The sequence below is a fragment of the Pseudomonas sp. Wu6 genome (genome assembly GCF_019891515.1).
Lineage (GTDB): Bacteria > Pseudomonadota > Gammaproteobacteria > Pseudomonadales > Pseudomonadaceae > Aquipseudomonas > Aquipseudomonas orientalis_A.
This window is the reverse complement of record NZ_JAFLXH010000018.1, coordinates 96,054-118,629: the sequence shown is the minus strand read 5'-3', so window position 1 is coordinate 118,629 and position 22,576 is coordinate 96,054. Positions and strand designations below refer to the sequence as shown.

At 55.1% G+C, this 22,576-nt stretch carries 17 protein-coding genes and 1 pseudogene; all 18 read left to right on the top strand.

Annotated elements, in window-relative coordinates; all coding sequences use genetic code 11:
- Positions 1–9,997: hemagglutinin repeat-containing protein (locus tag J1G34_RS14535; protein ID WP_222994258.1), on the top strand; the 9,997-nt coding region annotated here is incomplete at its 5' end.
- 2 nt (positions 9,998–9,999) lie between these two features.
- On the top strand, positions 10,000–10,389 hold the full coding sequence (locus J1G34_RS14530) for a hypothetical protein (RefSeq protein WP_222994257.1): 390 nt from the start codon (positions 10,000–10,002) through the stop codon (positions 10,387–10,389).
- Positions 10,390–10,675: 286 nt separating this feature from the next.
- Positions 10,676–11,737 (top strand): hypothetical protein, encoded by a 1,062-nt coding sequence (locus tag J1G34_RS14525; RefSeq protein ID WP_222994256.1) that lies wholly within the window; start codon positions 10,676–10,678, stop codon positions 11,735–11,737.
- A 1-nt stretch (position 11,738) separates the two neighbouring features.
- A complete protein-coding gene (locus J1G34_RS14520) occupies positions 11,739–12,032 on the top strand; it encodes a hypothetical protein (RefSeq protein ID WP_130138313.1) in 294 nt (97 codons plus the stop codon).
- A 625-nt stretch (positions 12,033–12,657) separates the two neighbouring features.
- Complete coding sequence (locus J1G34_RS14515; protein ID WP_222994255.1) at positions 12,658–13,125, top strand: hypothetical protein; 468 nt, start codon at positions 12,658–12,660, stop codon at positions 13,123–13,125.
- Between the two features lies 1 nt (position 13,126).
- Complete coding sequence (locus J1G34_RS14510; RefSeq protein ID WP_130138311.1) at positions 13,127–13,399, top strand: hypothetical protein; 273 nt, start codon at positions 13,127–13,129, stop codon at positions 13,397–13,399.
- Positions 13,400–13,444: 45 nt separating this feature from the next.
- Positions 13,445–14,014, top strand: coding sequence for a hypothetical protein (locus J1G34_RS14505; RefSeq protein WP_065892967.1), 570 nt, complete (start codon positions 13,445–13,447; stop codon positions 14,012–14,014).
- Between the two features lie 101 nt (positions 14,015–14,115).
- Positions 14,116–16,473, top strand: a pseudogene (locus J1G34_RS14500) (DNA/RNA non-specific endonuclease); the annotation flags it as partial.
- A 2-nt stretch (positions 16,474–16,475) separates the two neighbouring features.
- A complete protein-coding gene (locus J1G34_RS14495) occupies positions 16,476–17,006 on the top strand; it encodes an SMI1/KNR4 family protein (protein WP_083203172.1) in 531 nt (176 codons plus the stop codon).
- Between the two features lie 455 nt (positions 17,007–17,461).
- Complete coding sequence (locus J1G34_RS14490) at positions 17,462–18,166, top strand: transposase (RefSeq protein WP_083216617.1); 705 nt, start codon at positions 17,462–17,464, stop codon at positions 18,164–18,166.
- 71 nt (positions 18,167–18,237) lie between these two features.
- Positions 18,238–18,696: an SMI1/KNR4 family protein gene (locus tag J1G34_RS14485; RefSeq protein ID WP_222994254.1), complete on the top strand. Its 459-nt coding sequence runs from the start codon at positions 18,238–18,240 to the stop codon at positions 18,694–18,696.
- Between the two features lie 56 nt (positions 18,697–18,752).
- Positions 18,753–19,007, top strand: a complete 255-nt coding sequence (locus tag J1G34_RS14480) for a hypothetical protein (RefSeq protein ID WP_347709492.1) — start codon at positions 18,753–18,755, stop codon at positions 19,005–19,007.
- 257 nt (positions 19,008–19,264) lie between these two features.
- Positions 19,265–19,462 carry a hypothetical protein gene (locus J1G34_RS14475; protein ID WP_222994252.1) on the top strand — a complete coding sequence of 66 codons (198 nt, stop codon included), beginning with the start codon at positions 19,265–19,267 and terminating at the stop codon, positions 19,460–19,462.
- On the top strand, positions 19,459–19,905 hold the full coding sequence (locus J1G34_RS14470) for a hypothetical protein (RefSeq protein ID WP_222994251.1): 447 nt from the start codon (positions 19,459–19,461) through the stop codon (positions 19,903–19,905). Before J1G34_RS14475 ends, J1G34_RS14470 begins: the two co-directional genes overlap by 4 nt.
- 517 nt (positions 19,906–20,422) lie before the next feature.
- Positions 20,423–21,007 (top strand): hypothetical protein, encoded by a 585-nt coding sequence (locus J1G34_RS14465; RefSeq protein ID WP_222994250.1) that lies wholly within the window; start codon positions 20,423–20,425, stop codon positions 21,005–21,007.
- A gap of 226 nt (positions 21,008–21,233) precedes the next feature.
- Entirely contained in the window at positions 21,234–21,380 is a 147-nt protein-coding gene (locus tag J1G34_RS27665; protein WP_222994249.1) for a toxin glutamine deamidase domain-containing protein, read from the top strand.
- A complete protein-coding gene (locus J1G34_RS14455; protein ID WP_083205641.1) occupies positions 21,380–21,661 on the top strand; it encodes a YrhB domain-containing protein in 282 nt (93 codons plus the stop codon). The genes J1G34_RS27665 and J1G34_RS14455 overlap by 1 nt, the downstream gene beginning before the upstream one ends.
- A gap of 116 nt (positions 21,662–21,777) precedes the next feature.
- Entirely contained in the window at positions 21,778–22,236 is a 459-nt protein-coding gene (locus J1G34_RS14450; protein ID WP_122562087.1) for a hypothetical protein, read from the top strand.
- Positions 22,237–22,576 lie beyond the last annotated feature (340 nt).

Genomic DNA, 22,576 nt, shown 5'->3' with positions numbered 1-22,576 from the left:
CGGCGGCAGCGCCAGTCAGTTGCGCGGTTATACCGAAGTGGCGGGGCAGTCGGCCAAGGTCATCGTGGCCAACCCGTACGGCGTGACCTGCGCCGGTTGCGGCTTCATCAACACCCCCAACGTCACCCTCACCACCGGCAAACCCATCATCGACCCGACCGGCCAGCTGAAAAGCTACCAGGTCGATGGCGGCGCGGTGACCATCGACGGCGAAGGCCTGAACGCCAGCAACGTCGACCGCTTCGACATCATCACCCGCTCGGCCAAGATCAACGCACAAATCAACGCCCGCGAACTCAACGTCATCGCCGGGCGCAACGACGTCGATGCACAAAGCCTGAAAACCACCGCCCGCGCTGATGACGGCAGCGCCAAACCCGAGCTGGCGATCGACTCGTCGGCCCTGGGCGGCATGTACGCCGGCGCGATCAAACTGGTGGGCACCGAAGCCGGTGTGGGCGTGAAGCTCGACGGCACCTTGGCGGCCAGTGGTGGGGATATCCAGCTTGATGCCAATGGGCGCTTGAGCATGGCGCAGACCGCTGCCAGCGGCGCAATCAATGTCAAAGCCGCCAGCCTTGACGCCCAGGGACCAATTTATGCCGGTACCGCTCTGGAGGTGCAAACCCAGGGCGATCTCAACAGTCGCAAAAGCCTGGCCGCACGTGACCGCATTGCGCTGTCCAGCGGCGGCACGCTGACCAACGCAGACATCATCGAAGCCGGCGTCAACGCCGATAACACCCGCAACACCACAGGCGACGTCAGCCTGCGCGGCCAGGCCATCAACAACAACGGCGCCAGCGTGATCGCCAGCCGCAGCTTGAGCGTCGATTCCCAGGCCTTGAACAACCAGGGCGGCACCCTCAGCGCCCGGCAAGGCGCCCGCGTGACGGCGGCGGCCGTCGATAACCGCAACAACGGACGAGTCCTCAGCAACACCGCGCTGGCTATCGACGCCGGCGCGCTGCAGAACGGCCAGGGCGGATTGATCGCCAGTAACGGGCCGCTGACTGCCACGCTGGGCACGGTGCAAAATACCGGCGGCGAAATCTCCAGCCTGGACACTGCCAACCTGACGGTGACCACCCTGGACAACGTCGCGGGCCTGGTCACGGCGGGCAAGGCGTTGAGCCTCAACGCCGGCACGCTCGACAACCAGAACGGGCGCGTCACCAGCCAGGGCGTTCTTCACCTCACCGGTAATCGCCTGGACAACCGCCAGAAAGGCCTGGTCGCCAGCACCGGCGGCGTGCAGATCGACGTCGCCAACATCGACAACCGCAACGGCGAGCTCTCCAGCCGTGCGGGCGTGGCGGTGAACGGCACGCAACTGGATAACAGCGATGGCGGCCTGGTAGTGGCCGGCACTGGGCTGAACCTGAACGTCGATCAATTGCTCAACCGCAACCAGGGCCTGATCAGCAGCGAAGGGCTGCTCACCGTGACCACGGGCACCCTGGTCAACCGTGGTGGCGCGCTCTCCAGCGCCGGCCCGCTGAGCATCGGCGCCCGTGACGCGGTGGACAACCAGGGCGGGCGCCTGGTGACTGACGGCACCCTGACCCTGACCAGCGCAAGCGTCGACAACAGCCAACAAGGCACCCTGAGCGCGCGCCAGGCCGCGCACATCAGCACCGCCGACCTGAACAACCAGCAAGGCGGGCAGATCACCAGCGCGCAGGCCCTGACCCTGGACCTCAACCGTGGTCAGTTCAACAACCAGAGCGGGCTGATCAACGCGCCGTTGCTGATGCTCAACAACCTCAAGGATGTGCATAACCAGGGCGGCGAGATTTCCAGCAGCCAGGCCTTCACACTCACCGCCGACAACCTCGATAACAGCAGCGGCAAACTGCTGAGCAACGCCGCCCTGACTCTGCGCATCGGCCAGGCCCTGGCTAACGTCAAGGGTATGATTGCTGCGGCTGCGGTTGACGCAAGCGCCGCCAGCCTGGACAACAGCGGCGGCACCCTCACCAGCCGTGGCGACACCCTGCTCAACGTGAGCGGCCCATTGGCCAACCAGGCCCAGGGCCTGATCAACGCAGCCAACCTTCTGAGCATCAATACCGCGAGCCTGGCCAACCAGAACGGCTCGCTGCTGGGCAGCGCGATTGCCCTGGACTTCGGCACCGCCACCGGCGACCTGAACAACACCGGTGGCCTGATCACCACCGCCGGCAACCTGAGCATCAACCACCTGCGTGACCTCGGCAACCAGGGCGGCGAACTCTCCAGCGCGCAAACCCTGAACCTCAAAGGCCGCACGTTGAATAACAGCAACGGCAAGCTGATCAGCAATAACCTGCTGGTGCTCAATGCCGAAAACCTGATCAACCAGAATGGCCTGATGTCCGGCTGGCAGGGTTTGACGGTCAGCGGTGCGAACCTGGATAACCGCAACGGCGGCACCTTGTCGAGCCGATACGGCGACCTCAATGCCACGCTGACCGCCAGCCTGCTCAACAGCGCAGGCGGCGCGTTGGTCAGCCAGAAAGCCTTGACCGTCAACGCGGGCGAACTGGACAACAGCAGCAAAGGCGTACTTTCCAGCGCGGCCGGGCAGACGCTGACCGTCGGCGGCTTGCTGAACAACGCCCAGGGCGGCGTGATCGACAGCGGCGCGGCCTTGAGCCTGAACACGCAAAACCTGGACAACAGCGCCGGCAGTATCAGTGGCGGCACCGCCACCACTCTCGACCTGCTCGCCACCCTGACCAACACCAACGGCAAACTGGCCAGCGGTGGCCCACTGCTGATCAGCCGCGCGGCGCAGATCAACAACCAGGGTGGCCAGATCGCCAGCCAAGGCTTGTTGACCCTGCTGACCGGCGGCCTGGACAACCGCAACCGTGGCACCCTGGCCGCCAACGAACGCTTGAGCCTGACCGCCGGCGGCCTGGTGCAGAACGGCAACGACGGCTTGATCTACAGCCAGAACGCCGACCTGCTGCTCAGCGCCAACCGCCTGGACAATGGCAAAGGCACCGTGCAAAGCCAGGGCGCCATGACCGCCAACGTGGCCGACACGCTGGATAACCAGAGCGGCAAACTGATTGCCCAGGCCGGTGACTTGCATGTCAACGCGGCCAGCCTCGACAACCGTGGCGGCACCCTCGCCAGCCTCAAGGCCGCACTGCAAACCCAAGTGGTCGGCGTGCTGCGCAACGGTTACGACCTTAATAACAACCGCCAGGGCGGCGTGATGCAGGGGCAAAGCCTCAACCTGCAAGCCGGCAGCGTAGACAACTACGGCGGGCGCATCGCGGCGCAGGGCGGCAACGCGTTGGTCACCACCGGCAATTTCGACAACCGCAACGGCGGGCTCTATGCCAAAGGCCTGATGCGCGTGGTCGGGCATGACTTCGATAACAGCGGCGACAACGATGGCCAGATCGCCGGCCAGCAGATCGACCTGGACCTCAGCGGCGCGTTGAATAACCGCCTGGGCATCATCGAAAGCGAATCCACCCTCAAGGTCCGCGCCGCCAGCCTGGACAACCAGACCGGCCGCCTGCGCGCACTGGGTAACAGCGGCACCACCGAGTTCGCCATTGGCGGGCTGTTCGACAACCGCAACGGCGTGCTGGAAACGGCCAACACCAACCTGACCCTGGACGCCGACCGCCTGCAGAACCTCGGCGGCAATGTGCTGCATGTGGGCACCGGCACCTTCGGCATCGCGCCGCGCAATCTCAACGATGTAGGCGGCAGCCTGGTCACCCGTGGCGACCTGACCATCGCCCAGGACACCTGGACCAACAGCAGCGTGATCCAGGCCGGGCAACTGACCGTCAACGTCAACAGCCTCGAACAGACCGCGACCGGTCAATTGCTCGGCGCCCGACGCTTTATCGGCAGCGGTGGCAACTGGTCCACCAACGGCCTTATCGCCAGCGACGGCGACCTTGACCTGAGCTTGAGCGGCGCGCTGAACAGCAGCGGGCGCATCAGCAGCCTGGGCAAACTGAACCTGACCGCCGCCCAGGCCAACTTGAGTGACACCGCCAGCATCGCCGGCGGTGGCGTGACCCGCGCCACCCTCAGCGGCACCCTGAACAACCGCGGCCGCCTGACCTCGGCCACCGACCTGCTGATCAACGCGGGCGCGCTCAACAACTTCGCCACGCTCGGCAGCGGGCAAACGCTCACGGTCAACACCGGCGCATTGCTCAACGACCACGGCCTGATCTTCAGCGGCGCCGACATGAGCCTGCGCGTGGCGTCGCTGAACAACAGCTACGGCGACCTCTACAGCATGGGCAACCTGAGTGTCGATCGCGACGGCAAGGGCGGCCTGGCCGACAGCATTATCAACAGCTCATCGAGCATGCAAAGTGACGGTGACCTGACCCTCACCGCCGCTACGATCAAAAACGAACGTGCGGTACTCACCGTCAACGACGCGGGTGTCTACACCGCCTCGGCCACCGAGGGCGCGTGCATCAAGTACGTCAACGCCGGTGACTGCAAAGCAGGCGGCACCCCGCGCAACTACGTGTGGGAGTTGCTGACCCGCGACAAGCTGGAAGTGACCGCCGCCAGTGCCGGTTCGAGTATCACCGCCGGGCGCAACATGACCCTGGCGGGTGGCGACCTGCTCAACAGCAGCAGCTCGATCGCGGCCGGCGGTAACTTCACCGCGCGCCTGAACAACCTGGTCAACACCGGCATCGAAATCGGCGAGACCGAGACCTATCGTCTTTTCACGTCAGAGCGCACCAAGCACCCTGGACGCTGGTTCGATGCAGCCGCCGCACTCACCAACAAATACTGGTACAAAAGCGCCGGTTACAACCCCAATGACCTCGGCGGCCTTGAGGCCACGGTGGCCAACTTCATCGGCATGATGGAGATCGAGCGCACCCAGTTCGGCAAAGTCACCAAAATCGCCAGCGATGATCAGCGTTACGCTGCCGTGATTCAGGCTGGCGGCGCGGTGGACGTCAAGGCGCAGGCCGGTATCGACAACAGCGTGGTGCGCCCGGGTTACACCTACATCGGGGCGGGTGCAAAAACCACCACCGGCGCAACCGGCGCCAGTGCCGCCAACGGTTACTCGACCCGCGTCACCCTCAACGCGCAATTGCCTGCGGACCTGGCCCAGCAGCAGATCAACCCGCTGAGCTTGCCCGGCTTTACCTTGCCCACCGGGCAGGGCGGCCTGTTCCGCCTCAGCGGCCAAAGCGCCAGCGCGCCGGCCAGTGCCGGCCCGCAAGGCTGGACCCTGGGCGGCGGCAGTGTAGACCGAGCCCCGGCTTCCGGGCCGGTTGTACCCGCCGCCGGCACCTCGGCCGACGGTGTCAACATCAACCGCGTGCAAGGCCTGCCGGACAGCCAGTTCGTCTCCAACCCACAGAAATACCTGATCGAAACCAACCCGCAGCTGACCAATCTCGGCCAGTTCCTCAGTTCCGATTACATGCTGTCCAAGCTCGGCTACGACCCCGACCAGGCGCAAAAACGCCTGGGCGACGGCCTCTATGAACAGCGCCTGATCCAGCAAGCGGTCATTGCCCGCACCGGCCAGCGCTTCATCGACGGCCAAACCAGCGACACGGCGATGTTCAAGTACCTGATGGACAACGCCATCGGCAGCCGTCAGGCGCTCAATTTGTCGGTGGGTGTAAGCCTCACCGCCGAACAAGTCGCGGCCCTGACCCACGACATCGTGTGGATGGAAAACGCCACCGTCGCCGGCCAGCAAGTGCTGGTGCCGGTGCTCTACCTGGCCCAGGCCAACAACCGCCTGGCGCCCAATGGCGCGTTGATCACCGGCAGCGACCTGAGCCTGGTCAGCGGCACCGACCTCACCAACGTCGGCACTCTGCGTGCCACCCAGAACCTGGCCGCCAGCGCCGGGCGCAACATGGTCAACAGTGGCCTCATCGCAGCGGGCAACCGTCTCGACCTGCTGGCCGGCAACAGCCTCACCAACCGCGCCGGCGGCATCATCAGCGGGCGCGACGTCAGCGTGCGCGCGGTAAATGGCGATGTGCTCAACGAACGCACCGTCACCAGCCACCAGAGCAGCAGCGGCTATCGCACCGAACGCACCGACTTCGTCGACAACGCCGCGCGCATCGAAGCCGCCAACAGCCTGACCCTGCAAGCCGGTCGCGACGTCAACAGCACCGGCGGTGTACTCAAGAGCGGTACCGACACCCGCATCCAGGCCGGGCGTGACGTGAACCTCGTCACCGCCGAACAACGTAACGCCAATGTCGTCAGCACCTACTCACGCAGCAGCAACGTGACCCAGTACGGCACGGTGGTAGAAGCCGGGCGGGACTTCCAGATTGTGGCGGCACGGGACATCAGCGCCATCGGCAGCCAGTTGAATGCCACGCGTGATCTGGCGTTGGTGGCCAAGGGCAATGTGAACCTGGCTTCGGCGGCGAATGAACAGCATTCGGCGTTTAATTCCAAGAAGGTGACCAGCAAAGAGGATCACGTTCAGCAGGTAGGCACCTCATTGGTGGCCGGCGACAATCTCTCCCTGAGTGCAGGCAACGACCTCGCCGTCAGCGCCAGCCGCGCGAGCGCGGGCAAGGAAGCCTATCTCTATGCGGGCAATGATCTGACGCTGAACGCCGCCCAAGACAGCGACTACAGCTACTACCGCAAGACCAAGACCAGCAACGGCTTGCTCTCCAGCAGCCAGAAGACGCGCATCGACAGCAGTAACCAGATTACCCAACGGGGTTCCTCCATCAGCGCCGACACGGTGGTCGTGCGTGCCGGTCGAGACATCGGCACAAGCGCCAGTGACGTGGTGTCCACGAACGCCACCAGCCTGATTGCCGGGCGTAATGTGGTGATCGACGGCGCGACGGAAACCTTCGAGCAAAGCCATTCGTCCTCGACCAAAAAATCGGGCTTGATGAGCAGCGGCGGCATCGGCGTTACGTTGGGTTCAAGCAGCAATAAAAACACCCTCACCAGCAGCACCGAAACCACCCGGGCCAGCAACATCGGCAGCGTGCTGGGCAGCGTGGATATCCGGGCGGGCAAAGACCTCACCATCAAAGGCTCTGACGTGGTTGCCGGTAAAGACATCAGCCTGGTTGGGCAAAATGTCAGCATCCTGGCGTCCGAAAACAACAACCGCAGCGAACAGACGGCCAAAAGCAAAACCAGTGGTTTGACCCTGGCACTCTCCGGCACCGTGGGTAGCGCGGTGGACTCCGCTTACCGAACTGCCAAGCAAGCCAAAAGCGAGGACGACGGTCGCCTCTCGGCGCTGCAAGGTGTGAAGGCGGGTTTGACGGGGGTGCAGGCGTGGCAAGCGGCGCAGCAGAATGGCGGTATGACCGGCGCCAACGCTGGGCAGTTTGTAGGTATCAGCATCTCCCTGGGGTCGCAGAAGTCCGACTCCAAACAGACGCAGGAACAAACCCTCAGCCAGGGCAGCAACCTGACGGCGGGCAATAACCTCACCATCGTGGCGCAGGGGAATGGCACGCCGGGAGACGCCGGTGATATCCGCGTTCAAGGCAGCAAGCTCCAGGCCAGCAATGAAATGACGCTGGCTGCGGAGCGCGATATTCGCCTGGAGGCTGCGGCCAACAATCAAAAGCTCGATGGCAAAAACAGCAGCAGCGGTGGAGCGATTGGCATCAGTCTGGGCGTGGGTTCCGGAGAAAGTGGCCTGAGCATCTTCGCCAATGCGAACAAGGGCACCGGCAACGAGAAGGGCACCGGCACCACCTGGACGGAAACAACGCTGGACGCCGGCAAACAGGTCAGCCTGATCAGCGGACGAGACACTGCCCTCAAAGGCGCGCAAGTCAGTGCAGACAAAATCACCGCCACCGTGGGTCGCGACCTCACGCTGCAAAGCCTGCAGGACACCGATAACTACAAGTCCAAGCAAACGGATGTCAGTGGAGGCGTCAGTTTCGCCATCATCGGCAGCGGCGCCAGCGCCAACCTGAGCATCAGCAAAAGCAAGATCGACTCCAAATACCAGAGTGTGCAGGAGCAGACCGGCCTGTTCGGCGGCAAGGGCGGCTACCAGATTGACGTGGGCAACCACACACAGCTCGATGGCAGCGTGATCGCCAGCACGGCTACGCCGGACAAAAACCGCCTGAACACCGGTACGCTGGGATGGAGCGTTTTAAAGAACAAGGCTGAGTACACAAGCCAATTGCAGAGCGCCAGCGTCAGCAGTGGCAGCGATGGCACCAACGCGTTCATCAGCAATATGCCCACCGGCAGCTTGGTCGGATTCAACCACGGCGACAGCGACAACGGCACCACGTCCTCGGCCATTTCCAACGGCACCCTCAACATCCGCGACCCTGCCAAACAGCAGCAGGACGTGGCAACGCTGAGCCACGATGTTGAACACGCCAACGGCGCCATCAGCCCCATCTTCGATAAGGAGAAAGAGCAGAAACGGCTGCGGCAGGTGCAGTTGATTGCGGATATTGGCACTCAGGCGGCGGATATCACACGCACTCAAGGTGCCATTAACGCGGCCAATGCTCAAAAAGATCCCGAAGCGGTAGCGGCCGCGCGCGACAAGCTTATCCGTGAGGGCAATACCCAGCCGACGGATAAAGAGATCGCCGCACAGGTGACCCGTACGGTGATGGAACCGTACGGAACGGGGGGCGATTATCAACGTGCCGCTCAAGCGGTGACGGCAGCTTTGCAAGGACTGGCAGGCGGGGACATCGGCTCCGCCCTCGCAGGCGCGTCGGCGCCCTATCTGGCGAACATCATCAAGCAGTCAGCGCAGGACAACGATACCGCCCGAATCATGGCCCACGTGGTATTGGGTGCTGTAGTTGCACAGGCCCAAGGGAACTCGGCGGTTGCCGGCGCCGCAGGAGCTGGCACGGGGGAGTTGATTGCGGCGCAGTTGTATCCGGGTATTAAAACCGAGAATTTGAGCGAGAAGCAGAAACAGACAGTATCGGCGCTTTCGACATTGGCATCGGGCTTGGCAGGCGGGCTTGCAGGAGGTGACCTGAGCGGTGCACTTGCCGGTGCAAAGGCTGGCAACAATGCGGTTGAGAACAACTCAGTGGCTGATATTGCCATTGCATTAACTGAGGGTAAGACGCTTGAACAAAAAGCCGAAGAGCGCATCAACGCTGAAAACGAGCACTACAAGGAGCAAAACTGTGCAGGGCTGAGCGCAGAGGCGTGCTCGGCGCAAATGTATGCCGAGCGCCGTGAAAGCCTTGCTTATACGTTGGCGGGTGGTGCTGTTGTAATCGGAACAGTGGCAGGAGGCATGTTGCTTGGTCCAGCCCTGTTAAATGCCTGCGGGATGAACCCAGTAGCTTGTACCGAACTGACCATAGCAGCAGCAGAGGTGCCTTTTGGTGCCGCGATGGCTGGCGGTGGGGCGTTAGGTGTGGGAGGCTTTGGCAGTCTTGGGGCGAAGGAGGTGGCTGCTACTGCGGATGCTGCGGCGGCGGCGGCGGCGCGGAATGTTGAGACTGTAACAGGTGGCGCTCTTGGTCCAAAAGGGACAGCAGGTGCTTCTGTTGATGGCGCAGGCGGTATTACTGTTGCGCCTAAAACGATCCCATATGAACCAAAGGGCTCTGTTGTTTTACAAGGTGACGCCCCTGTATGCGGACCAGCCTGCGCAGCAATGACAATTACTGACAAAACGGGTGCGGCAATTAGCCTTGACAATGCAATTGGAAGCTTTGTAAACGGGGTCAGGCCGACCGGCGTTAACACTCTGGAATTATCAGATGTGATATCTAAGGCGGGAGTTAAAAATACTGTAAACACTTCAATGCTACCTGAGCAGTTAAACAAAGCACTGCAAGAAGGAACGAGTGTTATCGTTCAGGTTCCCGCTGGCCAAGGAAAACACTTCATTATTGTTGATGGTGTTAAATCTGTTGATGGCGTAAGTTACTATATGACACGAGACCCGTATGTCGGGCCAAGAGGTGTTCAGCAAGGGTTGTTAGACGGCGCAATGTCAACAGGCGTTAATGCCATTGTGATAGGGGAGTGATAATGAATATTGGCGATATTGTTGGGATGGAGGGCTGGCTGGTTGTTATTGATTATAAACTTTTCCTCATTCCAGAGAACTATTCAGAAAGTTATGAAGATGGTGAAAAAATTGAAATTTCTAACCCTGGAATAATGTTTTCTGTGATGGATGAAATCCTTCCCTTGGCCGGAGGGAAGAGCTTTATATTTCATAAGTCTAAGGTTTCAGGGGTCTTGATAGAGCTTTCGCCGATGAAGATTAAGCCTACAGCTTTATCTGTAGAGGAGAGGGGGCGTGGTTTTATTTCTATAGATATTGAGGGTGATGTTGAAAAAAATAAAGCTCGGTACGAGGACTTACTTAAGAAGAGACAGAATGTTAAGTCCGGTGACTGGCTAGATTACTTGTAGGTGCAAAAGCAACGACGACTGCTGGGGAGCTTGCTGGCGCACCTCATCACGCAGAGCCCGCTCCAATATCTACAATAAAAATAGATGTTCGGGACAGTGTGATTCAGGCTGCATTCCTCTACTAGTTAGGAACGGTTATGAGCAGCGGCGAAACACTAATAGAACGATTTGTCGTCCAAGTGACACGCAAAGAGACAAGTCTACCGACGTCACGACCAAGGCTGCCTGGGCTGAAGGCGGTGCTGCCCGAGTTCTTCTGCACGCGCTGGCCGGTGCGGCAATCGGCTTGTCCAGCGGTAGTGTAGAAAGTGGCGCGCTGGGCGCTGGCGCCTCTGCGGTGTTAATGCCCTCTATTGCTAAAGCGCTGGCCAATAGCGATATGTCGTCAGCTGATCAAAAAGCGATTGCCTCGTTGATCGCCGCAGGTGTCGGAACCGCCGTGGGAGCACGTGATGGTGTGAAAGGTAGTTTGGTTGCTGGGGGCACGGCGTTGGCGGTGGATAAGTTCAACAGGCAACTGCACCCGGAAGAGAAAGAGCTCGCAAAAACGCTGGCTATGAAAAGTAGTGGTAAATACACCGCAGAGCAGATTGAAGCGCAGTTGCGGCTGTCTTTCGTCAAAGGGACAGACATAACACCTGGTATCGACATAGTGGCTACAAAAGACGGCATCTATGATTCTGGCGGAAATTGGATGCCCTTGGGCGACGGCAAAACGTTTGTTCAGTTACCCGAAGGTGGTGACCACAAAATCATCGCCTACATCAAGGAAAATACAGGCGCTTATGCGTGGACGATGGAGGCGGAAAGCGGTTTCTCACGTATCCTGACGGCTGGTGCATCCGCATACCCACAGGGCGGGACGGGTAAACGCGATCGCTTGACGGGGTATGCATTAGATGACAAGGGTGGGTACAGGGTCCCTGTGATAATTGAGGGGGTGGTTTATACGCCCAGATATATGTCCTGCGGCAGCGCTGAATGTATTGCATCGGGCGCTAATATTGATCTCACCGATCCCAATACATTGAAATGGATTAAAGCAGGCAATGCCAAGATGGTTTCTGATGTTGGAACCGCTATGGGTGGCGTAGCCGTATTTACTACAGGGGGGGCAGCAGCTGTGCTGTCGAACGGATCAACAATAGCATCCCTTGTGTCTAGCTATATGACCGACAAAACCCCGGAAGCATTAACCAGTTATGGCTTAAGCGCTGGTTTCGAGCGTTTCGCTGTTAGCAGAGGTATTCCTGCAAGTGAAGCAGCGAGAGTGTCCAATGCACTGGGTGTTGCTAAAGTCTGGGACGAATTGGCGGAAAAAGCTATTGATGTTTTCAAGGGGAATTAGCATGAAGTCGACTTTCTACAAATACAGGTATTTATTGGGATTATTGCTGCTGATTGCCGCATTACTCAATTGCTTTTTTCGATTTTGGGGCGATGCAAGGCCATTTTTTAGCGCGCTGATGCTTCAGTTATGGTTTGGGCAAGCTGTATTTGCCTACCTGAGAGGTGGCTGGGTCTCTATTGGTCCAGGTGGTTTAGGTAAAGATGCAAATCCAGTAGGGCGGGCTGCACTGGCGTTCGTGTGTTTTGTTATTTATTTATTAGGATTTGTCTTGGGCTTTGGTAAGGAAGTTTAAGTGACGTACATACACTGAAAAGGGAAAAAAGGTAGTTGTGCTCTGCTCAGCAGCAAAAAATCGGGGTCAGACCACGTTTACATTAATGGTAGGCTGAGCCCTATTTTTGTGCAAAAGCAACAGGCCAGAGTGTACCTGACGTGATTAGTCCTACTTATCAAGAACTTCAGGGATTAAACAAAGGATTCCAGGTGCATCACATCGGGCCTCAATATTTGGGGAAGATGCTGGAATATACGAAAAATGACATGCTGGATCACCCAGCGGCTCTAATTACCCAGTACTCTCATACGGAAAGTTGAGTCCTGATGCTATGCATAAAGCTATCAGTTAGTATTTGCCTCCCATGGTAGGCGGTAAGCCGGCTACGTATACTTCTGGTCAAATAAGCTCAGGGTTGCAGAAAGCCTATGGTGATATAGGGCGGCCCGAATTGTTTGACTCAATCAAACATCTGATTAAATAGATATGCAAGCATGAGAAGGCGGACCAGCAGGTTATCGCCTACATCAAGGAAAACACTCAGTCTTATGCATGGACGATGGAGGCAGAAAGTGGTTTTTCCCGCGTGCTGACAGGAGGGGCATACGCGTACCCGGACGGTGGGACGGGTAAACGCGACCGCTTGACCGGCTATCCGTTGGACGACAGGGGCGGATACAAGGTACCGGTCACGATCGAGGGCGTGTTGTACACCCCGCGCTTCATGTCATGTGGCAGTGCTGAATGTATCGCGGTCGGCGCCAACATCGACCTGGCTGACGCCAATACGCTGAAGTGGATCAAGGCCGCCGACGCGAAAATGGTCAGCGACGTCGGGTTTGCCCTGGGGGCGGGCGCGGCGGTGACAACGGGCGGCGTAAGTGCTGGGCTGTCGAACACCTCGATGGCGGCCTCTTTCCTGTCTGGCTACTTGAAAGAAGAACTTCCGGAAGCGGCCACAGGTAACGCACTCAGCATGGGCTTTGAAAAGTTTGCAGTGACCAAGGGCGTTACGCCGGAAACGGCTTCGCGACTTTCCAATGCCTTGGGTACTGCGGGGGTGTGGGAAAAGTTGGTTGAAGGCCTCAAAGGTACAGTCAAGGGTGGGTAGCATGATCGCGAACTTATACAAATATCAGCACGGCATTGGCCTGGTCTTACTCCTGGCTGCGCTACTCAATGGCTTTCTACGATTTGACGGTAGCTGGAAGCGCTTTTTCCTCATGGTGTTGGTGCAGTTGTGGTTTGGCCAGGCGGTCTACAGCTATGCGCGAGGCGCCAGGGTGGCCATCGCGCCGGGCGGCATGAGTAAGGATGCCGACCCGGAGTGGCGAGGGGCGTTGGCCGGCTTCGCCCTGTTTTTATACGGTGTCGTATTTTTTTGAGTTTTTGACCCTTGCATGGCCTATGTATCTACACGGAAAACCCTTATGAAAAAAGTTGCCTTTATCCTCTCGGCCCTGATCCTCGCGGGCTGTCACTCCAATGTTCGCGACTCGTCGTCCAGCCTGCTCAAAGACGGCGTGCAGTTGCAGCAGAACAAGGTCGTGGCCGATGCCGAGCAAGCCAAGGTGATCATGCGGGCCACCGGTTTTACCTACCCTGTGCAGTTCTCCGTGCGCCGTGGCGGTGATGCCGATCAGCGGCCGGAGATCCTCGGCACGGTGGTAGATTCGGGCCGGGGCAAGGTGTTCGGCTGGATCGCCAAGATGAGTGAGGTTGCCAACAGCGCGGCGGTCAAGCGCTTCCCGCAGTTGGAAGTGTTGGCTGATCCGGGGCAGACAATCGAGGTATTGGGCGAGTCGCGGGTGTATGACTCGAACTACTACCGCTACGCCGAAAAAATTGTCTACGCCTGCGGCCCTATGAGCTCGGCGTTCAAGCCGCAGAAGCAGAAGATTTACCTGGTGGAGTTCGTGATCGTCGGCGCGGGCTGTGAGCAGCATGTGTATGACATCACCGATCCCGCGCAGCGTATTCCCGTCCTCGAAAGGGAATAGGGGTCAGACCACGTTGTTGCGTTTTTTAGAGTCCAGCAAAGTTGCTCTTTAAAAATATGATTTATTTTTTGTAGAAGAATAGTGCTCAGCCCCCTATTTTGTTGGACGCCGGCAAACAGGTCAGCCTGATCAGCGGACGAGACACTGCCCTCAAAGGTGCGCAAGTCAGCGCAGACAAAATCACCGCCACCGTGGGTCGCGACCTCACGCTGCAAAGCCTGCAGGACACCGATAACTACAAGTCCAAGCAAACGGATGTCAGTGGAGGCGTCAGTTTCGCCATCATCGGCAGCGGCGCCAGCGCCAACCTGAGCATCAGCAAAAGCAAGATCGACTCCAAATACCAGAGTGTGCAGGAGCAGACCGGCCTGTTCGGCGGCAAGGGCGGCTACCAGATTGACGTGGGCAACCACACACAGCTCGATGGCAGCGTGATCGCCAGCACGGCTACGCCGGACAAAAACCGCCTGAACACCGGTACGCTGGGATGGAGCGTTTTAAAGAACAAGGCTGAGTACACAAGCCAATTGCAGAGCGCCAGCGTCAGCAGTGGCAGCGATGGCACCAACGCGTTCATCAGCAATATGCCCACCGGCAGCTTGGTCGGATTCAACCACGGCGACAGCGACAACGGCACCACGTCCTCGGCCATTTCCAACGGCACCCTCAACATCCGCGACCCTGCCAAACAGCAGCAGGACGTGGCAACGCTGAGCCACGATGTTGAACACGCCAACGGCGCCATCAGCCCCATCTTCGATAAGGAGAAAGAGCAGAAACGGCTGCGGCAGGTGCAGTTGATTGCGGATATTGGCACTCAGACGGTAGACATCGTTCGGACTCAGGGTCAGATCGATGCCGATAAAGAAGCGCGTGCTGAACTTGATAAGCGTGGCATCAAAGAGCCTGGAAAGGATGCCAAAAAAGAGGACGTCGACGCCTACAAGAAAAAACTGATCGCCACTGACGCTTATAAACGAATCATGGCCGACTACGGGGTCGGCGGTAATTACCCGCGTGTAGCACAGGCGGTGACAGCAGCATTGCAAGGGCTGGTTGGGGGCGATATTGGCTCCGCTATTGCGGGGGCGTCGTCTCCTTACTTGGCACAAGTGATCAAGAAAACCACCGGGGACAACGATGCGCTGAATACTATGGCGCATGCGGTATTGGGTGCCGTGGTGGCACAGGCCCAAGGCAACTCGGCGCTGGCAGGCGGTGCCGGGGCAGCGACGGGCGAATTGATCGCCCATCAACTGTACCCAAACACTAAAACGGCGGATCTGACGCAGGAGCAGAGAGAGACGGTGGTTGCGCTGTCCGGTTTGGCCGCTGGGCTGGCTGGGGGGATTGCAGGTGGTGACCTGAGTGGGGCAGTGACCGGCGCGCAAGCGGGCACTAATGCCGTCCAGAACAACTATCTGAGCAAGGCGCAGAAGGCTCAGAGAGACAAGGAAATGAGTGAGTGTCCGACGTTGGTCTGCAGTACAGGCACAGCTACGAAGTGGACAGCGATCGACATCGCGCAGGATGCCAGCTTTACACTCGGTACTGCCGCTGGCGCTGTTCTGGGGCTGAACGACACCGTTGATGGCATCGTCCGCACCGCAGGCAACCTCAAGGCGACCTATGCGGCGCTGAAAGCTGTAGTGGAGAGCGGTGGTGTTTGGGACGCGGTCAAGCAGCCGTATATTGATCGCATCGATCGACTGCAAGCGCAGTATGAAGAAGCCGGGCCCAGTGGCTCTTATAACGCCGGGGTTGAAACTGGAAGGCTGATCAGCGATATGGCTGCGGTCCTTTCAGCTGGCGGTGGGCTGGTGAAGGGTGGCGCCTTGCTGGCGGAGAAGGTTACGGCTAAGGTCGCTGCTCGAATAGAGTTGGGGGGGGCGAAGGCAACTCCTTCAGGGCTGGTTTCTGGAGAAACTGGCTTTGTAGATGCTGGTAAGGCTGCTGCTAACGATGCGGATTTCGCGCCTCCAAAAGAAATTCCAGAAAGCAGCTACCCTTCGCTGGCCAGGCCAAGTCCAAATGCCCCAAGCAACGTAATTCTCGGCGAGCTTGACTCACTTGGTCGACCTACTGGAGTTACAGCAGTCCTTAGGGAGGATTCATTGGGAGGCGGTTCAAGCGCTAATCCAGCAATTCGACCTCCAGGTTTTGAAGGGCAGCCTGCTAACCATGCACGAGGACATTTGCTAGCAAATTCACTAGGGGGGGCTGGTGATGATGCAAGAAATTTGGTGACACTTTTCCAGCGCAACGCAAATCATCCAAATATGAGTTCATTTGAGCGTCAAGTCAGGAGCGCGGTGCAGAGTGGTGAAACCGTAAGCTATAGGGCGGTGCCTATTTACACGGGTACAAATCCAATGCCAACCGGTGTAACGTTATCTGCTCGTGGATCAGGCGGTTTGACTCTTGATGTATCAATCCCAAACGTGAGTGGAGTTAAGTAGGAATGATAAATAAGCTGATTAGTCTTCTTTCGCCACCCTCTCAGCGAATCTTCGATAACACGGCTTGGGCGAACTTTGAATCTGAGGGAAATCCACGATTGCCGAATGATTTCAAACAATTAATATCAATTTACGGATGTGGGTCGGTAGACGATTTTTTATGGATTCTAGATCCATTTTCAAAAAATCCAAACTTGAATTTTGAAAAAAGCAAATACTTTATAGATGCATACGCTGTAATGAGGCAGGAGTTTTCGTCGGACTATCCGAGACCAGCTTACCCTGCGGAAGGTTCTTTTCTTCCTTGGGCGGTAACGGATAATGGAGAAACTCTTGTTTGGTTAGTCAATGGAGAACCAGAGTCATGGAAAGTTGCAATTCATAGCTCGGATCAGGGGGCGGAGGAGGTCTACAATTTTGGCTGTGTTGAGTTTCTTTTAAAGTTGCTTAGCAGAGATATTTCGTCAAAAATTTTGCCTAGTCAGTTTCCCCCTGATGATCTAGATAATCATTTCTTTAGGATTGCTGATTAGGTTTATAAGGAGGGAGTAGGGGTTGAGGGAGAAGGAAATAGGGGGCAGACCACGGTTTGCGTTTTTTAGAGTTCAGTGAAGTTGCTCTTTAAAAATATGGTTTATTTTTGGCGAAATAGGGTAGGCCACATTTTTGCGTTTTTAGAGGTTAGTAGAGTTGCTCTTTTAAATAGAAGAATAGTGGTCTGACCCTGAGGGATCCCCGATTTTTCTTACGAAAAATCAAGAAGTTGGGGGTCTGGAAATCGGGGTCAGACCACGTTTTACGTTTTTTAGAGTTCAGTGGAGTTGCTCTTTAAAAATATGGTTTATTTTTTGGAAAAATAGGGTAGACCACGGTTTAGCGTTTTTAGAGCTGCTCTTTTAAAGCATGATTTGTTTTTTGTAATTATTTTATTTCGTCGGCCTAGTGATCGACGGCTAAGCTGTAAGCTCTTATACAGTTAGAGGTTTATATGGCTCGCCGTCCCAGGGTTTTACTGCCGAATATCCCGTTGCATATTATTCAGCGGGGAAACAATCGGGCCGCGTGTTTTTATGCAGATAAAGACTATATTTTTTACATTGATACATTAGCCGAGCTTGCTGAGCTGTACGGTTGTAAAGTTCACGCATTGTGCTTGATGACAAATCATGTTCATTTATTGTTGACTCCCACCTGCTGCGCGGGGGGTAGCCTACTTATGAAGGGGCTGGGGCAGCGCTACGTTCAATATGTCAATCGAACATATCAACGAACGGGCACGTTGTGGGAAGGCCGCTTTCGCTCCTGTTTGGTTCAACAAGAAAACTATGTTTTAGCTTGCTATCGATATATCGAAATGAACCCGGTCAGAGCGGGTATGGTTGCTCATCCGGGCGACTATCGCTGGACCAGCTATAGAGCAAACGCACAGGGTGAGTTATCAGGCTTTATAAGCCCGCATGCAGTCTATAGCGAGTTAGGTAGCGGCGCCGCGCAACGAGCCGAAGCTTACCGGTCTATATTCATGGATCGGCTTTCACCTGAATTGATAGAACAAATTCGATCTTCTACGAACGGTAATTACGTTTTGGGAAATCAGAAGTTCGCGTCAGAGATTGCGCAGATATTAGGTAAAAGAGTTTCACCGGGTGTGTCAGGACGCCCGAAAAAGTGTGAGTTAAAAATAGAAGAATAGAGAATAGTGGTCTGACCCCTATTTCCCCTATTTCCCCGACCCCTATTTCCCCCAAAAAATTAGGTGGAAGAATGAATATTGCTGAGTTGAACATCAATGTCGGGGGACGCCCCAGCGTGGGTTTCAGTGGTGATGACTCAAGCGTGCGCGCCCTTGAGGCTCGGCTGGGCCGTAGGCTTCCAGAAACCTACCTTCAATTCATTCGAAGTGCCAACGGTGGGCATCCTGAAGCCGGAAGTTTCTTTTTGAACGCATCACCAGATGCTAGCGTCAGCGTTGATTGGTTTTTTTCACTAGGAGACGCAAGTATCGACAGCCTGGATAAGGCTCTTGATGACTGGGCTCAAGTGTTGGGGCCATTCATGTTGCCCATTGGGCGCGACGGAGGTGGCAGCCAGTTTTATATCTCGCTGGATTCGCCATCCGGTTCTGTTTGGTATTATTCACATGAAGGCTCAGAACGCACCCAACTTGCCGATAGCTTCGATAAGTTTCTGCAGCAGTTGCAAGTTCACCCGGATTTTATTTGAGAGCCGTTATGAATCGATATGAGGGGAAGCCTTTTCTCCGGCTACTGGAATGCTACGTGCTTTCGGCTATTGATGAGCTGACAGACGAGCAGTGTGCGGCGTTAAGTGCGCTGGAGCCCAAGTTGCACGAGCTGTACGGGGTGCAAGGCAGTTGGAGGGATGTTGTCGCGTCTCAGATGGATTTTCCGAAATCCCTAGTGGAGAAAATAAAAGAAGTGTGGCGCGTGAATTCGGAAAAATTCGCGCGAGCTGGTATAAAAATAAACGCAGAAGATTTTGCTAGAGACTTTGTGGATACTAATTTTCCTTGATGATGATAAAAGGGACAGATTTGGAAATCGGGTCAGACCACGTTTTTGAGACCACGTTTTGTTTTAGTTTCTGTGGGGCAAGCTTGGAACATTACGCTATTTAAAAAATTAGCTTTTTTATTTTCATTTGCTTTACGTTTTTTAAGCAAGACGGTTATAAAAGTTTCAATGGTGGTCTGACCCCTATTTTCAATGGTGTTCGCTCTGTTCTGGTCAGTACAAGTGAACCTCGTGGCTATCTTCGTCCTGGAGTGAGTTTGCAAGAAGGCGAGAAAGTAGTTGTTGGAACTGGCCACGCAGAAGCGGATATTGTCAGCTATGCCAACGCTAACGGATTGAAAGTTGTTGATATCGGTGCGACACGCCCTGTCTGTGCATCATGTCAGAACGTAATTGAGCCGACAGGGGCCAATGTGTCAACACCATTAAAACCACTGCCAAAGGCTAAACAATGATTATGCGTTTAGAAATGGTTGAGAAGGGCCTTGTAGAAAAGCTTAAGTTAGTCAGTCAAGAGCAACGAAGAAGTGCTGTAAAAGTGGCTTGTGAACTTGCTTTTCAGGCCTGTCCAGTAGAGGTGCCTATTGTTGTCGAATCTCTTAGGCAGCTACGATCTGGTAATAAACTCACGACTGATCAGGTTTATGGGCTAGATGCTTTAGCTGCACGGTTAGATGAGAAGTATTTTGACTTGCAAGACAGCCTGGATGAAGGGCAAAACTTAAATGAAGAAGGACTTCAGTTGTTTAGCCAGGCCCGCGCAGTATCGGCGCTGTCCTTAGCTGGTGGAGAGGATTCGCTTATGACAGCGACCGAAGCAATATATGAGGCATCATCAGCCGTTGATGATGGATCTTATATTTTTAAAGCAGTACTTTCGGTTTTGCCAGAGTCTTAATCAGCAGGTATTTTGCTTTGTCTGTCATCCGGCGCACTCTTGCGCCGGTATTTTCAGTTGCTGCTGCACCCTGAGTGCACCCTCTCTGCACTCAAGTTGCACCCGTTCTGTAGTCTTTCTGCACCCCAGTCTGACGACCTTCGGTCTACCTAACCAATACGCCCTTTTTCAGCATGATTTTTCGCTCCTTAACAGGAGCAAAATCTCAATACACAACACGGGATCCCTCAGGGGCTGACCCCTATTTCCCCTATTTCCCCTTGATGAACAAGCGACCTGATGGATCTGTAGTGGTTTTTGACGTGAATGCTGGCCTTCATAAGGAAATTATGGACAGAGTAGTCCCTCAGCGGCCTGTCGCTGGTATGACGAAGGATCCTGATGCACCTAAGAGGGTAGACAAAGACCAGCCCGGTTACTCCCTCGAGCTACCCAAAATTTGGGAGTCGCTACTCGAAAAAAACTCGAGTAACGCCCGTGTTTATACACAGGAAGAATTTTTCAAGGAGTTCAAGCAATGAAGGTGAACCAGACAGTTTTTGACGATCTGTGGAATGGAGAGAAAAGTATCTGCTTTTTTGTACACTCTGGAATATGTTATTGGGTAATGGATGAGAAATATAATTTCTCTCTTGACGCGGAAAAAGACTATCGCGCCTATCTTGAAGATGGCGATATAACCCAGGAGCAATACGAGCAGTCTTGCAAAAGTTTTAGAGGCGGTATTCTGAAAATGACCTCGGAAAATTTTTCGCAGTATTTAGATGATTCAAGTGAAAAAATTCTTACTTCAAGCGATTTAAAGGATTTCATAGAGGTGGATTATAATGTTTTCGAAAAAGTTGAACATTATTTTTTAACCGGTGAGGGTTTGTCCCCAGCACTATTTAAAAAGGCCAATATCATTCATTCCAGGTTTCCAAAGTTCTACATAAATTTTGATAGAAAGATTTTTATGCATATGGATGACGTGCGTGATCATGAAAGTCTAGCTTATTCAGACTGGATTGCTGAATGCTTTGATTTTAGTTTTTTGATCCCTGCTCGCGAGCGGTACTGGATAGTGGAGGGCAATGACTATTGGAAACTTCGTTTTATATAAAACGAGAAAGGTGCAGGCGGTGCCAAACTTCATGCGGCTGATGATTATGGGAAATAGGGGGCAGACCACGGTTTGCGTTTTTTAGAGTTCAGTGAAGTTGCTATTTTAAAAGCATGATTTGTTTTTTGTAATTATTTTATTTCGTCGGCGTAGTGATCGACGGCTAAGCTGTAGGCTCTTATCCAATTAGAAGAATAGTGGTCTGACCCCTATTTCCCGCGGGATTGTGTTCGGTTCCTATGGTCCAGGTCAGCCAGGCCATGTTTTCAACGTGGTTAATCAGAATGGGGTTGTCCGATATCTAGATGGGCAGACTGGGAAGCCAGCTAATATGAATAATTTTAAGACGCTACAGTTGCTGAGAACTAATTAATGATTACCTATGAGAGTGCGCTGGAACGAGCTAATGCGTATTTAAAAGACTCAGATATTCCTCTGCAGTTAACGCATGAGGGAGAGTTTTCTGATGGATGGTTCTTTTGCTATCAATCTAAAGAATATTTAGAGACAGGGAGTTTTTCGGCTCAGCTGGCTGGAAATGGACCGTTCCTAATTGATAAGGAAACAGGAGAGCTTCATGTTCTAGGGACTGCCAAGCCTTTAGAAGAATATCTAGAACAATATGTGACGAGCAAGTTAAAAAGACAAGGTTGATTTGTTGGTTCAAAAGGCGCAGGTGAAGTTCCTAAGCCGACTAGCCTTACCAAGATTACGGACGAGATGAAGGCGGATCCTTACCATCGAAAAAAGCTGGATATGAAGGATTTTAAATGGCTAAGAAGGTAAGGCTGGGCGACATTTTGCAGGTGTTAACCTCGCAGGGTGTCGCATATGTGCAAGTTACTCATAAACATCCGGAATTTGGTTTTTTAATTCGTGTTTTCCCAGGGTTTCATAATGAACAACCAAAAGATTTTTCGGCTGTAGTTGATGGTGAACCACAATTTTCCGCATTTTTTGTTGTTCAAAGTGCGGTAAATCAAGGCCTTCTATCCGTTGTGGCAAATGTTCCGGTTCCCGAAAGGTTACAAGTGTTTCCTACGTTCCGTTCCAGGAATGGCGGGCCGGGAGGCTCTATTTGGCTGTGGAATGGAAGCGAAGCACTTCGGCTGGAGAGAGAGATTAGCTCGGAAGAGCTGAGGCACTCCACAAGAGGAATTATCAGTGCTCCATTGCTTGTTGAGCGTATTGAAAATAATTACAGAGCTGAGACTCATGAGGTCTGGTGAGTTGTTGAAGTTTCAACTTCATCTGACATTCTCAACACCGGCCTTGCGCCGGTGTTTTTGGGGGAGTAGGGGCCAGACCCTGAGGAATCCCCACAAATTCACCCTAAGCTCTGCGCTTGATGGCGCACCTCATCACGCAGAGCCCGCTCCAATATTTCCAAGTATCCTCATCCTCCAAAATCTGTGCAGAATCGCCAGTATTCCAGGCCTGGTCGCCACAATGAGAGCGCTCCAGTTTAGAGACGCCCGGACCTGTCGCAGAAGTCCCATCGACTAGTTGCGCAAACCAATAGATATCCTCCCTGAGCTTCGGCCGCTTCTCCCGTGCTCAGGGAGGCCT